This is a genomic window from Streptomyces sp. NPDC000229 (genome assembly GCF_040300825.1).
Classification (GTDB): domain Bacteria; phylum Actinomycetota; class Actinomycetes; order Streptomycetales; family Streptomycetaceae; genus Streptomyces.
Genome location: NZ_JBEPEL010000004.1, coordinates 151,882 through 165,775 on the forward strand (window position 1 = coordinate 151,882; position 13,894 = coordinate 165,775).

At 72.0% G+C, this 13,894-nt stretch carries 10 protein-coding genes and 1 pseudogene; 5 read left to right on the forward strand and 6 right to left on the reverse strand.

Features of this window, described 5'->3' with window-relative positions:
- Positions 1–3: 3 nt before the first annotated feature.
- Genes ABT360_RS04305 through ABT360_RS04315 form a run of 3 tightly spaced genes read right to left on the reverse strand, consistent with a single transcriptional unit; the run spans position 4 to position 3,495 of the window.
- Positions 4–1,482 carry an MmgE/PrpD family protein gene (locus ABT360_RS04305; protein ID WP_351810391.1) on the reverse strand — a complete coding sequence of 493 codons (1,479 nt, stop codon included), beginning with the start codon at positions 1,480–1,482 and terminating at the stop codon, positions 4–6.
- On the reverse strand, positions 1,475–2,302 hold the full coding sequence (locus ABT360_RS04310) for a cyclase family protein (RefSeq protein ID WP_351810394.1): 828 nt from the start codon (positions 2,300–2,302) through the stop codon (positions 1,475–1,477). The genes ABT360_RS04305 and ABT360_RS04310 overlap by 8 nt, the downstream gene beginning before the upstream one ends.
- On the reverse strand, positions 2,299–3,495 hold the full coding sequence (locus ABT360_RS04315) for a CaiB/BaiF CoA transferase family protein (protein ID WP_351810397.1): 1,197 nt from the start codon (positions 3,493–3,495) through the stop codon (positions 2,299–2,301). Before ABT360_RS04315 ends, ABT360_RS04310 begins: the two co-directional genes overlap by 4 nt.
- A gap of 247 nt (positions 3,496–3,742) precedes the next feature.
- Between ABT360_RS04315 and ABT360_RS04320 the strand changes: the two genes are divergently transcribed.
- Entirely contained in the window at positions 3,743–5,197 is a 1,455-nt protein-coding gene (locus tag ABT360_RS04320) for a dihydroorotase (RefSeq protein ID WP_351810400.1), read from the forward strand.
- Positions 5,198–5,227: 30 nt separating this feature from the next.
- Here ABT360_RS04320 and ABT360_RS04325 read toward each other — a convergent pair whose 3' ends face one another.
- Both ABT360_RS04325 and ABT360_RS04330 read right to left on the reverse strand, forming a co-directional pair.
- On the reverse strand, positions 5,228–5,971 hold the full coding sequence (locus tag ABT360_RS04325) for a maleate cis-trans isomerase family protein (protein ID WP_351810403.1): 744 nt from the start codon (positions 5,969–5,971) through the stop codon (positions 5,228–5,230).
- Positions 5,968–6,534, reverse strand: coding sequence for a TetR-like C-terminal domain-containing protein (locus ABT360_RS04330; RefSeq protein ID WP_351810406.1), 567 nt, complete (start codon positions 6,532–6,534; stop codon positions 5,968–5,970). Before ABT360_RS04330 ends, ABT360_RS04325 begins: the two co-directional genes overlap by 4 nt.
- A 78-nt stretch (positions 6,535–6,612) precedes the next feature.
- Here ABT360_RS04330 and ABT360_RS04335 point away from each other — a divergent pair, with 78 nt between their 5' ends.
- The 3 genes from ABT360_RS04335 to ABT360_RS04345 all read left to right on the forward strand — a co-directional run bounded on the left by ABT360_RS04335 (position 6,613) and on the right by ABT360_RS04345 (position 11,488).
- Positions 6,613–7,506, forward strand: coding sequence for a DUF4437 domain-containing protein (locus tag ABT360_RS04335; RefSeq protein WP_351810409.1), 894 nt, complete (start codon positions 6,613–6,615; stop codon positions 7,504–7,506).
- Positions 7,507–8,127: 621 nt separating this feature from the next.
- The gene (locus tag ABT360_RS04340) at positions 8,128–9,483 is read left to right on the forward strand and encodes a (2,3-dihydroxybenzoyl)adenylate synthase (protein ID WP_351810412.1); all 1,356 of its coding nucleotides are present in this window, start codon (positions 8,128–8,130) and stop codon (positions 9,481–9,483) included.
- A 610-nt stretch (positions 9,484–10,093) separates the two neighbouring features.
- Positions 10,094–11,488, forward strand: coding sequence for an MFS transporter (locus ABT360_RS04345; protein WP_351810415.1), 1,395 nt, complete (start codon positions 10,094–10,096; stop codon positions 11,486–11,488).
- Positions 11,489–11,700: 212 nt separating this feature from the next.
- Here ABT360_RS04345 and ABT360_RS04350 read toward each other — a convergent pair.
- Positions 11,701–11,887 (reverse strand): annotated as a pseudogene (locus ABT360_RS04350) (MerR family transcriptional regulator); the annotation flags it as partial.
- Between the two features lie 98 nt (positions 11,888–11,985).
- Between ABT360_RS04350 and ABT360_RS04355 the strand changes: the two are divergent.
- Complete coding sequence (locus ABT360_RS04355) at positions 11,986–13,401, forward strand: amidase (RefSeq protein WP_351810418.1); 1,416 nt, start codon at positions 11,986–11,988, stop codon at positions 13,399–13,401.
- Positions 13,402–13,894: the final 493 nt, after the last annotated feature.

The following is a 13,894-nucleotide window of genomic DNA, read 5'->3' on the forward strand; positions in this document are numbered from 1 at the left end:
CTCCTACCCGTCCTGACCGCCGCCGGCGAACCGCCCACCGTTCGTGGGCAGCAGACCGCGGAGGTCGCCGCGGTCGGGCAGCGCCCGTATCCGGGAGGCCAGCGCCGTGACCGCCTCGTCCGGCAGCACCCGTGCCGCGTTGAGCCGGTACTTCGTCTCCAGCTCGTCCAGCGTGAGCGGGTTCCCCGGTCCGCCGCGTGAGGAGCACACCCGGTGTTCCCAGCGCCGCCCGTCGTACGTGCGCACCCGCAGGACGGCGCCGAAGGACCGGGGAAACGCCTCGTCGCACAGCTCGTCCACAACCACGCTCACCTTCTCCGCCAGCGCGAGGCGCCGCCGGTCCGCGAACGCCTCCGGCGAGAAGTCGTCCAGATGCAGGCCCAGCCCACCGCCGCCGACCAGCGCGGAGGCGACGGTGTACGGGCCGGAGAACTTCGCGTGGTACGGAGTCGTGGGACGGACCTTGAGCTCACGCGGGGCGCCGATGGTCCGCAACGGAGCCGCCGCGACCCCCAGTTCGGCCGACTCGACCGCGTCCGGTCGCAGCCCGGCGGCGCGCAGCGCCAGCGCGCAGTCGATGCCCGGGTGAGTGAAGTGGTTGGAGGGATACGGCTTGAACACGGTGCGCGGCAGTTCCCACGAACCGGCCTCGTCCATCCGGTCCAGGCGGGCGAGAAAGGGACCCGCTTGCCAGGCATCGTCCAGGTAGGCACGGAAGAACCCGAAGCGCCCCTCCAGCACGGTCGGCGGCCCCGTGATCCCCTCGGCGGCGAGCTGGGCGGCGCTCACGCCGGCGTGAGCGGCCCATCCGCAGTGGACGCGCTTGACGGTCCCGCCCGTGCGGTTGGCCTCGATGATCCCCCCGCCCAGCGAGCACGCGATGCCGATGGCGTCGGCGAGCCGAGCGCCGTCGAGGCCGTAGAGCAGTCCGGCGGCGACGGCGGCGCCCACGGTCCCGCAGATCGACGTGGCGTGCAGCCCCTTCTCGAAGAACACCGAGTTGCGCAGGGTCGCGTCGTACGAGGCGAGTCCGAGCCGTACACACACCTCACCGCCGGCCGCCACCGCCGCGATCAGCTCGCGCCCCGACGCGCCCGCCGCCTCGCCCGCGGCGAGAGCCGCGGGCACCACCGACGCAGAGGGGTGCAGCACGGAGGGCAGATGCGTGTCGTCGAAGTCCAGTGCGTGGGCGAGCGTGCCGGTGAGCAGGGCGGCCCGGTCGGCGGGCAGCCGCTCCGCCGAGCCGATCACCGAGGCCTCGGGGGCGCCGCCGGCCCGTCGCGCGACGCGCCCCACGGCGGCCTGCGCCCCGGCGTCGCCGTCCTCCCCGAGCGCGGCGAGGCAGTTGCCGACGGTGTCGAGGATCCGGCCGACGACATCGGCCGTGACCGGCTGCGGCAGCGGCTCGTCCCGGGCCGCGACGGCGAAAGCGGCGAGCCGGTGGGCGTACGGCACGGCCGGTGTGCCGGTCGCGTCAGCCACGCTCCACCACCGCCAGGGGACGGGCCGGTGCACCGGTGGCGCCGACCAGCGGGAGCGGGGCGAGCACCAGGAGGAACTCGTCGGCGCCCGCGTCGGCCAGTCCGTACAGGCGCATGGTCTCGACGATGTGGATGCCCGCCTCCACCAGCAGGACGCGGTGGACCGGGAGGGTGGCGTGGCCCTTGCCGGGCGCGATGTGCTCGAACGCGATGGTCTCGCCGCCGACCAGCCCCACGCCCCGGTCGGCCAGCCAGCGCGCCGCTTCGACGCCCGGCCCGGGAGCGCCGCCGGCCGTGCCCACGAAGGTGTCGGCGTCGTGCCAGAGCCGCGACCAGCCGGTGGCGACGAGCACGGCGTCGCCGGGGCGGACGGCCGCGCCCGCGCGTTCGGCCGCGGCCAGTTCACCGGCCGTCACCTCGTGCCCGGCGGGGAGGGCCGCGACGCCGTGCAGCCGTGCGATGTCGAGGAGGACGCCGCGGCCGACGTACGGGGGGAACTCCTCGATGCCCAGCGCGCTGAAGCCCTCGTGGCCCTGTACGTTCCCGGCGGGCACGCCGCCGTGGACGTACCCGTCCTGGGAGACATGGGCGAGCGCGTCGACGTGCGTGCCCACATGGCCGCCCGTGACGATCAGTTCGTTGGCCGCCGAGCCACCGTCCGCCCGCACCATGTCGCCGTGCCGCCGCTCCAGGAGCATCCGATACGGAGGGTGGTTGGGGGACTGCGGCATGCCGCGCCGCATGGGCTGCGCCAGATCGAACACCTCGGCCCCGGCGGCACGTTCCCACAGGGCACCTGTCGTCTTCTTCCCGCTGCTCACATGGCACCTTCCTCGCGCAGTGCGGCCAGTTCGTCGGCGCCGAGGCCCAGCCGGCCGGAGAAGATCGCGTCGTTGTCGGCCCCGGGGCCGCGTCCCGTCCACCGGATGGCACCGGGGGAGTGGGACAGGCGGAACAGGACGTTCTGCATGCGTACGGGTCCCAGCTCGTCGTCCTCGACGGTGGTGAGCGAGTCCAGCGCCCGGTACTGCGGGTCGGCGAAGACATCGCGGATGTCATAGACGGGTGCCACCGCGGCGTGGGCCTTGTCGAACGCGTCGACGACGTCCGGGAGGTCGCGCCCGGCGATCCAGTCGCCCACGTACCGGTCGAGGAGGTCGGCGTGCGCGGCACGGCCCGAACCGGTGGCGAACCACGGCTCGTCGGTCACCTCGGGGTGACCGACCAGGGTCAGCACGCGCTCGGCCACCGACTGCGCGGAGGTGCTGACCGCCACCCACCTGCCGTCGCGCGTGCGGTAGGTGTTGCGCGGCGCGTTGTTCGCCGACCGGTTGCCGGTGCGTTCCGGAACGATGCCGAGCTGGTCGTACGCCATGGGCTGCGGGCCCAGCAGCGTCAGCAGCGGTTCGATGATGGCCAGGTCGATGACCTGGCCGGGGCCGCCGTGCACGTCGCGGTGGTACAGCGCCGTCTGTACGGCACCGGCCAGGGTGAGCGCCGCGACACCGTCGGCGAGCCCGAAGGGCGGCAGGGTCGGAGGGCCGTCGGGTTCGCCGGTGACGGCGGCGAAGCCGCTCATCGACTCGGCGAGGGTGCCGAACCCGGGGCGCCCGGCGTACGGGCCGAACTGGCCGAAGCCGGTCACCCGGGCGATGACGAGCCGGGGGTTGACCTCGTGCAGGACGTCCGGCCCCAGGCCCCACCGCTCGAGCGTGCCGGGGCGGAAGTTCTCGATCAGGACGTCCGCCCGCGCGGCCAGCCGGCGCAGCAGGGCCGCCCCGGACGGCTTGCCGAAGTCGATGGTCACCGTGTGCTTGTTGCGGGCCAGCGACTTCCACCACAGTCCGATGCCGTCCTTCGCGGGGCCGTGCGTGCGCGCGGGGTCGTGTTTGCGCGGGTGCTCGACCTTGACGACGTCCGCCCCGAAGTCGCCCAGGATCGTCGCCGCCAGGGGCCCGGCGAAGAGCGTCGCGCAGTCGAGCACGCAGACGCCGCGCAGGGGTCCGTCGGGCATGGGTTTCGCCTCCCGGTTCCGTTAGGTGAAATCCCGTTCCTCGTTGTGGAACAGGATGGGTGAAGTTAGCATGTGCCGTCACGGCCGGGAAGGGGAACGCTGTTCCAGTAGAGGAAACATGTGGTTCTCGCGCGGGGCCCCCACCGACTCACACCAGCCATCGACTCACCAGTCACCGACTCACACCAGTCACCGACTCACACCGGTATCGAAGGGGGTGGGGGGCTGCTCCCGGCAGCCCCGAGGCATGGCACGCTATGACCTGCTCGTCACCAACGGCACGCTCGTCCAGCCCCATGTGGGCGAGATCCGTGCGGATCTCGCCGTCAGGGACGGCCGTATCGCCGCCCTGGGCCACGACCTGTCCACCTCCGACGCCGACGAGGTCGTCGACGCCACCGGCCGCGTCGTCCTGCCGGGTGCCGTCGACGCGCACTACCACCTGGGCATCTACCGCGACGTGGCGCTGGACGCCTACGAGGAGACCCGCTCCTCACTCGTCGGCGGCGCCACCACCGTGCTGTCGTACTTCCGTACCGGAGAGCACTACCTCAACCGCACCGGACGCTACGAGGACATCTTCCCCGAGGTGCTGCGGGCCGTGGCCGGCCGGGCGTTCACCGACTACGGCTTTCACCTCGCCCCGATGACCACCGAGCAGATCGGCGAGATCCCGCGCCTGATCGCCGAGCACGGCGTCACCTCGTTCAAGTACTACATGTTCTACAAGGGCTTCAACCTCGCCTCCAGCTCCCGTGACGCCGCCTCCTTCCGGATGGCCGACGACGGCCAGGAGTACGACCTCGGGCACCTCTTCGAGCTGATGGAAGGTGTCGCGCAAGCCGGCGCAGGTCCCGCCGTCCGCCCCGGGCGCCGTGTCTCTCTGTCGCTCCACTGCGAACAGTCCGAACTGATGCGGCTGTTCATCGACCGCGTCCGCAAGGACGGCGATCCGCAGACCCTCGCCGCCTACCACCGGGGCCGCCCCCCGCTCACCGAACGCGTCGCCATCGGCGAGGCCCTCACGCTGGCCCAGGCGGCCCGCTGCCCGGTCAACCTGCTCCACCTCTCCGGTTCCGACGCGCTGGACGCGGCGCGCACCGCCCGGCGCAGCCATCCCGCCCTCGACGTACGCACCGAGGTCACCCTCCACCACCTCTGCCTCGACCACGCGTCGCTCGACGCGGCGGGCGCCGGCCTCGGAGCCAAGGTGAACCCGCCCCTGCGTACGCGGCACGACAACGAGGCCCTGTGGGCCGGGGTGCTCGACGGCGACATCGACTGGATCGCCTCCGACCACGCCTGCTGCATGGAGGAGCACAAGGGCGACGAGCTGTGGCCCGCCCTGCCCGGATTCGGCGGCACCGCGCTGCTGTACCCGGTGCTGCTCTCGGAAGGGCACCACCGCCGCGGCCTGCCGCTGCACCGGGTCGCCGAGCTGGTGTCCGCCAACCCGGCACGGGCGTACGGCCTGACTCGCAAGGGTTCCCTGCTGGTGGGCGCCGACGCGGACATCGTCGTGGTCGACCTCGACAAGCGGCAGACCGTGTCCACGGACGTCCTGCTGTCCGGCCAGGACCACTGCCCGTTCGACGGAGTGGAGCTGCGCGGCTGGCCGGTCGCCACCATCGTCGGCGGCCGCGTCGCCTACCGCGACGGCGTCGTGGTGGGCGAGCCCTCCGGCACGTACGTCCGCCGCTGACACACCCGAGCGCCCGCGGCAGCCGGACGGTCAGTGCTCACGCAGCAGCAGGCCGGCACCGGCGACGCGGTCGTCGATACCGTGCTCGCGCAGTGCGTGCCACAGCGTCGCGCTGTTGATGGCGATCACCGGCTTGCCGAGCTCGGCTTCGAGCGCGTCGGCGAGCGCCACGAACGACAGGTTGGTGCCGACCTGCACGATGGCGTCCACGTCCGGCCCGTCCAGTTCGTCCACCACCCGCCGGAGCCGGTCGTCCGGGACCCGGGCGATGTCCGTCGCGGTCGGGCAGCGCAGGCCGGTCACGCCGGTGACGTCGAACCCGGCCTCGGTGAAGAAGCGGCCCACCTCCCGGTCGGCCACCGGCTGGTAGGGCGAGAAGACCGCGATCCGGCGGCAGCCGAGCTCCCGGAGGGCCGCCCGGCACGAGCTCGCGCCCGTCGTGACGGGCAGTCCCGTACGGTCGCGCAACCGCCGCTCGAAGGCCGCGTTGCCCTCGACGCCGCCCCAGAACGTCTCGGCGGACATCCCCATGACCATGCGGTCGGGCTCGGCCGTCAGGACGTCCCGCACCGCGGTGTCGATGGACGCCCTGATCTGGCCGAGCAACGCCTCGAAGCCGCGATCGTCACCCATCACCGGATCGGGGATGTGCATCGACCCCGCGCGGTACGCGACTCCGCGGACGCCCGAGGTCCAGTAGTCGTGCTCGACGACCGTGTTGGTGCTGGGGACGACGACCCCGAAGACGGCGCGTGGACCTACGGCGTTGGTCATGCCCGCACCAGCTCCAGCTTCGCGAGTACTTCGTCCGCCGTCCGGTGCGCCCTGGTCCGCCCGGCGGGCCGGTCGAGGAGCAGGGCCTCCACCAGCAGCGGCGACGCGATGGCCGCCACGGCGTCCTCGCGGTCCCGCCGCGCGACCCCGGCGGCGCGCAGCGCGTGGTGGAACGGGGCCAGCAGGTCCCCGACGTACCTGCGCCGCAGCTCCGCCGTGGCCGGGTCGAGGGACGCCGCGGCGATCAGGGCTTGCAGGAACCCCCCGACGGGCTTGTCGCGCAGTCGGTTGCACAACAGGTCGACCTCCCTGTGCAGATCGGCGGCGACGTCACCCGTCGGCTCCTGGGAAGGCAGCGGGGCGACGTCGATGAGGGCCGCCAGCACGGCGTACGGAGTGGGCCAGTGCCGGTAGACGGTCGAGCGGGACACGCCCGTCACGGTGTGCAGGCGCTGCGGGGTGAGCGCCGCCGCTCCCTCGGTGAGCAGGAGCTCCAGGGCGGCCGTCAGCACGGTCGTCGTGGTGTCGTCGGTGGGCCCCGCGGGCCGGCCGGGTCGCGTCATGAGAATTAACGATACATCTTGCACCTGCTATTGATAAGCGATACGTTCCGCACCGGAAACCTCAGTGGAGGAGGACCCGTGCGCCCACACGTGGAGCTCATCGACGAGCGCGACCTGATCCGGCACCCCGCCGAGTTCCAGCACGCGACGGGGACCGCCGAGCAGGTCAATCTCAGCTACGACGAGGAGGACGGCTCGGCCTCGCTCAAGGTCCGTTTCACCGCCGACTGGTCGAGGCCCGCCGGCGTCCATCACGCGGACACCGAGTGGTACGTCCTGTCGGGCGAGGTCACCATCGGCGCCACGACCCTCGGCCCCGAGGGCTACTGGACCGCGCCCGCCGGCGTCCTCACGCCCCCCGTCCACGCCACCGCCGGAACGGAGGTGCTCCTCTTCCGCGAGTACGGCGACTGGCGTTTCGACCTCGCCGACCGCGACCGGCCGGATGTGCGCGAGGACCAGAAGCTCACTGTGCTCCAGACCTCCGAGATGCCGTGGATCGACGTCGAGGACGGCAGCCCCATGCGCTTCGACCTCGGTGGTACACCCGTGCCGGGTCTCTTCATCAAGCTGCTGCACCGCGACGAGAAGACCGGCTTCTACACCCGCCTCATCAAGGCCAGGCCGGGGTGGCGCGAGGAGCCGCTGGCGCACCACCCGTGCAGTGAGGAGGCCTACTGCCTGGACGGCGCCTTCGAGTACAACTACGGCAAGATGTGGCCCGGCACCTACTTCTGGCGTCCGCCGCTGATCCGCCACGGCGACTTCACCGCGGACGCCGAGAAGGGCTGCACGTGGCTCGTCCGCTCCGACAGCGACCTCGTCGACTGGTACACCGACAACGCACACGTGGTCATGCGGGGCGAGGCGCTCAACTGGGGCCCCGACCACCCCGACACGGTGCCGCCGCGCTTCGTCGAGCCCCTGCGCTCCCGGAGCATCGGCCCCTGGGGAGACCCCGCGCGGCAGTGAAGCCGCGCCGGACGGGCCCGCCGCGGAAGCCGTACCTGCTCGACCCAGCCGTGGAGCAGCGTCCCCGTGCACCGGGTGGCGTGCAGGGACCAGCGATCTCGTGAACCGACGCCTCGCTGATGGCGGGCCGAGAACCCCTGCGCAGCCGGTGCCCCTCACCGGGAGCAGCTCAGAGAGGTGAGCGGGGCGTGCCGCACCCGAAGCGGTGCGACGAGGCACCTGGGCGGCCGGCCTGCCGTGCTGGGCGCCGATCGCGCAGAGCAGCGCGTTGGTGAACAGGTTGTTCCTGCGCTCGGCGAACCCGCCCCAGGACTGGCTTCCGCACATCATGCTCGCGCGCACGTTCCTGGTCAGCGGCGCCCCTTGGTCTTTCCGCTGAGGGAGTTCGGCGTCCTTGGTCGGGAAGGCGCATTGCGCACAGGGGCGTTGGCGGATTGGACTGCTCAGGTCAGAACAGCAAGGTCGCTTCCCGGCGTCGAGAAGGCCGAGAAGCGACATGGGGCCGCGTCGCGACATCGAACCGGACGAACACCGGACGGCCCGACTGCCCGCCGGGGGCCCGGTGCCACCTGGGGGTCCCGTCGTGCTGGACCGGCCCCCGACTGGTACAGAAGGAAGCACATGACATCCATGCTCGAAGGCTGCACACCCTGGCCCGAGGAGTTCGTCGACCGCTACTGGGCGGCCGGGCACTGGCGTGGCACCACGCTGGACAACCTGCTGCGCGGCTGGGCGCTGCAGTACGGGCCGCGCACCGCGCTCGTGCACAACGGCACCCGCACCACGTACGCGGCCCTGAACCGGCGCGTGGACCGCATGGCCGCCGGATTCCGGTTGCGCGGCCTCCGGCCCGGGCAACGGGTCATGGTGCAACTGCCGAACGTTCCCGAGTTCGTCGTCACCGTGTTCGCGCTGATGCGCGCCGGCGCGGTCCCCGTGTTCTGCCCGGTCTCGCACCCCCCGGCCGAGGTGTCCCACGTCGCGCGGGTCACCCAGGCCGCCGGTTACGTCGGTCCCTCGACGTACCACGGCTTCGACCACACGGCGATGGCCGCCGACATCGCGGCCCGAGGGCCCTTCCTGAGGCGAGTGTTCACCCTTGATACGCCGGAGACCGCGTCCCCGTACGGCGGCCTCATGACCGACCCGTCGGGCTGCCACTACTTCCCGCTGGGTTCCGTCGACGCCCCGCCCGAGCCGGTGCTGGCACAGAGCGCCGGTCACGTGGCGTTCTTCCTGCTCTCCGGCGATACCACCGCGACGCCCAAGCTCATCCCGCGCACCCACAACGACTACGCCTACCAGGCACGGGCCGCCGCCGAGCTGGTGTCACTCACCGAGGACGACGTGTACCTCGCTGTGCCGCCCGCCGGGTCCAACCTCACCTTCGGCTGCCCCGGCATCGTGGGCACCCTCTCCGTCGGCGGCACCGTCGTCCTGGCCGAGAACCCGGAACCCGCCGAATGCCTCCCGGCCATCGGCCGAGAGCGGGTCACCCTCACATCGGTGGCGCCCGCCGTCGCCCAGCTCTGGCTCGAGGGACTTCCGACAGCCCGCGCCGACCTGAGCAGTCTGCGTCTCGTGCAGGTCGGCGGCGCGCCCTTGCCCCGGGCCACCGCCGAACGGATAGGTCCCGAATTCGGCTGTCGCCTCCAGCAGCTCTTCGGCATGGCCGAGGGGCTGCTCACCCTCACCCGGCCCGACGATCCGGACGAGACCGTGCTGAACACGCAGGGACGCCCGCTCTCACCCGATGACGAGATCCGCCTCGTCGACGCCGACGGCAAGGACGTGCCCGACGGGGAGCCCGGCGAACTCCTCGCCCGCGGTCCCTCCATCCTCCGAGGCTATTTCCGGGCGCCCGACCACAATGCACGCTCCTTCACCACCGACGGCTACTTCCGCACCGGCGCCCTGGCGCGGCGCACCCCGGACGGTGACCTGGTGGTGACCGACCGCCTCAGGGACGAGGCGTAACCGATCACCGTCTTGCTGCTCCTGATCCGGTGGCCACCGCCGTCGGGGATGCCTACCGGGCGGTTGGGACGTACGTTCAGCCGGCAGTTGTTTGCCGTGCACGGGCAGCCGGGCGCGGCGGTGGGGCAAGGCTGTGGCAGGCGGCGGACGGCGAGCAACGGGCCATCGCCGCCCCGGTCATGAGCGGGGGTTGGGCCGGCCGAGGGTCCGCCAGGAGACCTTGAGCCAAGGTCTTCGAGGACCTGGCGGTGCCGAGCAGTACGCCTGGAGAGCACGCTCCAATAACTTGAACAGGACTGTTCAGATTAGGCTGCCGATGCCCTAGGGTGAATCTTGACAGCATTGTTCAAGTTGAGGAGTGCGGGTGGGTTCGGAGAGTCACACCCCCGAGACGTCGGCCGGGGCGGGGCATCGCCAGGGGGCGCAAGCCGATCCCGGCCGGTGGCACAAGGCTGCTTCCCGTGGCGACGCGCACAGACCAGGGGAGAGCCATGACCACGGTCAGGGGCACGGGCACGGGCACGGGCACGGGCACGGGCACGGGCAGCACGGTGAAGCGCACCCAGGTCCGCCGGACCCGCGCCGGTGGCTGATCCTGGCGCTGTTGTGCATGGCGCAGTTCATGCTGATCGTCGACGTGACGGTGGTGAACGTCGCGCTCCCGACGATCGGTGAGGAACTCGCACTCGGCGCCGGTGCGCTGACCTGGGTCGTCACCGCGTACACCCTGTTCTTCGGCAGCCTTCTGCTGCTCGGCGGGCGGGTGGGCGACCTGCTCGGCCGCCGGCGCGTGTTCCTGGTCGGCCTGGCCGGGTTCACCGTCGCCTCACTGGTGTCCGGGCTCGCGGAGAGCGGCGGGGTGCTGATCACGGCCCGCGCCGCCCAAGGCGTGGGCGCCGCGATCATGTCCCCGGCGGCCATGGCCCTGGTCATGTCGGTCTTCCGGGGGCCGGAGCGCAACCGCGCCCTCGGTGTCTGGGCGGCGATCGGCGGCACGGGCGCCGCCTTCGGCGTCCTCCTCGGCGGGGTGCTCACCTCCGGCCCGGGCTGGGAGTGGGTGTTCTACGTCAACGTCCCCATCGGTCTCCTGGTCCTCGTCGCGGTCCCGGCTCTGCTCAAGGAGCAGACGGCCGGTCACGGGCATGGACCCGGCCACGGGAACGGGGCAGCGCCCGGGGTGGACATTCCCGGTGCGCTGACGATGACCGCAACGCCCGCCCTGCTCATTTACGGTCTGGTCCAGGCGCGGGACCACGGGTTCGGCGATGCGTCCGCGTGGATTCCGCTCGTCGGAGCGCTGGTCGCAGCCGGTCTGTTCGCCGCGGCCGAGCGGTCGGCGGCCGCGCCGCTCGTACGGCTGCCGTTCCTCGCCCGCCGCTCGCTGCTGGGCGGCTGCCTCGTCATGCTCGCCGCGTCGGGCATCCTGATCTCGGCGTTCTTCCTGTGCTCCTTCTACCTCCAGCACATCCTCGGTTTCTCCGCGCTGAAGACCGGTCTGGTGTTCCTGCCGGTCGCCCTCGTCACCACGATGGGAGCTCACCTCGGTGGACAGGCCGTCGCACGGCTCGGCTGGCGGGCGACGGCCGGTGGCGGGCTGGCTGTCGCCGCGGTCGGTGCGCTCCTGCTGACGGGGCTGGAGCGGGACGGCAACGCGTGGACCCAGGTGTTGCCCGGCTTCCTGCTGCTCGCCTTCGGCCTGGGTGCCGGCTTCGTCTGCGCCATCACCAGCGCCATGCACGGTGTGGAGCACGCCGACGCGGGCCTGGGTTCCGGCCTGGTGAACACCGGCCACGAACTGGGCGCCTCCCTCGGTATCGCGGTCGTGGCGGCCGTCGCCGGCGCGAGCCTCGAGGGCGGCGGGGGAGCGGGCGTCCCGTCGGTCGACGGCTTCGGAACCGCGTTCCTGACCTGCGCGGTCATCTCCGTCGTCGTTGCCGTTGCCGGCCTCGCTCTGCTGCCCGAAGGACGTCCGGATCCGTCGGCTGGGCCGGTGTTCGCCCACTGAGACCGAGACCGGGTTTCCCCCAAGGCTCTGTCGCTGCTGGGCCCATCGCTCGCCGGGCCGATCGCCCATGTGGTCCCGATCGTGCCGTCCCTGACGCAGCGGCAGCCGAACACGGCGCAGCGGTTCTCGCCGATGGCGTACTGAACCGGCAGCACCGGGGGACGGCCGCCGCGCCTGCCCGACGAGCCCGGCCCCGGCCGGTGACCGACGTCTCATCCGTGCTCGCGGAGGTATGCCTCCAGCTCTGCGGCCCCGGTCAGCATCCCCCGCCCACGGGCGGACAACCGCCCCGCGCCAGTCGCACAATGCGGCCTCCAGCGGCCCCGGCCCGCCGGCTGCCCGCCCCTGGGCGATCAGAGGGGCGAGGCGCTCCAGCAGGTACCCGCCGCGACGGAGTTGACGCCATGCCGACGAGCCTCTGCGGAACCCTCGCCTGTTACTTACTGGTAAGGAATGATGGCGGACAACCATCCACACGTCCGGGGGCTGAGGCAGCGGTGACGACTTACGAGGGACGAACCACGGTCCACGCCTTCCGGGACGACGCCCTGGGAGAACACGACGCCGTTGGCCTTGCCGCGGCGATCCGGCGGGGCGAGGTCGGCGCCGCCGAGGCCGCCGGGGACGCGGCTGAGCGAGTACGCGCGGTCGAGGCGCGGCTCAACGCGGTCCAGGTGCACATCGATGCCCCGGCGCACGCCACAGGGGCGGGCGGTGTCTTCGCCGGGGTGCCGACCTTCGTCAAGGACAACACCGACTACCTGGGACTGCCCACCGGCCACGGCAGCGCGGCCTTCACCCCGAGGGCCGCGCGACGGCATGCGCCGTTCGCCCGGCAGTTCCTGAGCAGCGGTGTCACGGTGCTGGGCAAGACCCGGCTGCCCGAGTTCGGGTTCAGTCCGACCACCGAGTACGAGGGCGCCGAGCCGGTCCGCAACCCGTGGAACACGGGCCACTCGGCAGGCGGTTCGTCGGGCGGCAGCGCGGCGCTCGTCGCTGCCGGTGCGGTGCCGATCGCGCACGCCAACGACGGCGGGGGATCGATCCGGATCCCCGCCGCCTGCTGCGGACTCGTCGGCCTCAAGCCCACCCGCGGCCGGGTCCTGGCGAACGCCCAGAGCCGTCAACTGCCCATCGACATCGTCTCCGACGGCGTCGTGAGCCGCTCCGTGCGGGACACAGCCGCGTTCCTCGCCGCCGCCGAAACGTACTGGCGCAACCCCAAGCTGCCGCCCCTGGGCCTGGTCGAAGGCCCCTCGGAACGGCGGTTGCGCATCGGGTTCCTGCTGGACTCGCCGAACGGTGTCCGTTCCGACACCGAGACCCGGGCCGCCGTCACGGAGACGGTGGCGACGCTCGAACGGCTCGGCCACACCGTGGAGCCGGTGGAGTTGGCCCTCGACCCCCGCTTCACCGAGGACTTCCTCACCTACTGGGGGATGCTGTCGTTCCTCCTCGGCGTCACGGGCCGGACCCTCGGCACGGATTTCGACCGGCGCCGCATGGACGGCCTCAGCCGGGGCCTGCGCGAGGCCTACCTGAAGAACTGGCGGCGCACTCCGGGCGTACTGAGCAGGCTGAAGCGTACGAGGGAGGCCTACGCGGCTGCGTTCCGGGGACTCGACCTCGTCCTTTCCCCGGTGCTCGCCCACACCACACCGCCGATCGGTCACCTCAGCCCGGCCGTTCCCTACCCGGCACTGATCGAGCGGATTCTCGCCTACGTCGCGTTCACACCGCTCAACAACGTCGTCGGCACGCCGTCGATCTCGGTACCGGCCACCAGCACGACGGAGAATGGACTGCCCATCGGCGTCATGTTCTCCGGCCGCCCCGGCAGTGAACGGACGCTCCTCGAAGTGGCTTTCGCCCTGGAGGCGGACCGGCCCTTCCCGCGCATCCAGGACGTATGACCTCGCGGCCGACGCTGCCGCGACGACACCGAGCCGGCCATGCGGCCAGGCCGCTCGCTCGAACGGTCCGGTGAAGACCGGCGAACGGGCGGCTCGGGCCGTTGCCCTGCTGCTGACCCCGTTCCCGCTTCCCCGCCGTCGGCATACGACACAACGCGAGCGGGACCGACCGTGAGCGGCGTCCGACCCGCGCCGAGCCGGACGACACCGGCCGCAGCCCGACCCTCACATGCCGACGCATGCTCTCGGCCCGGCTCCGCATGCCCGCACCGGTCCGGACAAACCTTGCACGGAGCAAGATCACTGCATTGAGCTAATGCCATCGGACTCTCGGGGCGAGCCGGGTGCACCGGCCGTTACTGTTCCCCGGCATCTGGACCGATTCCCAAGAGACTGCTCGTCTTTCGCTTCTTCCTCCTCTTTGCCTCTTTCGCCGGTTGGCGCGCGAGCAGCGCGTGTACGCCGACCACCACCTTGCCAAGGAGAGCTCGCC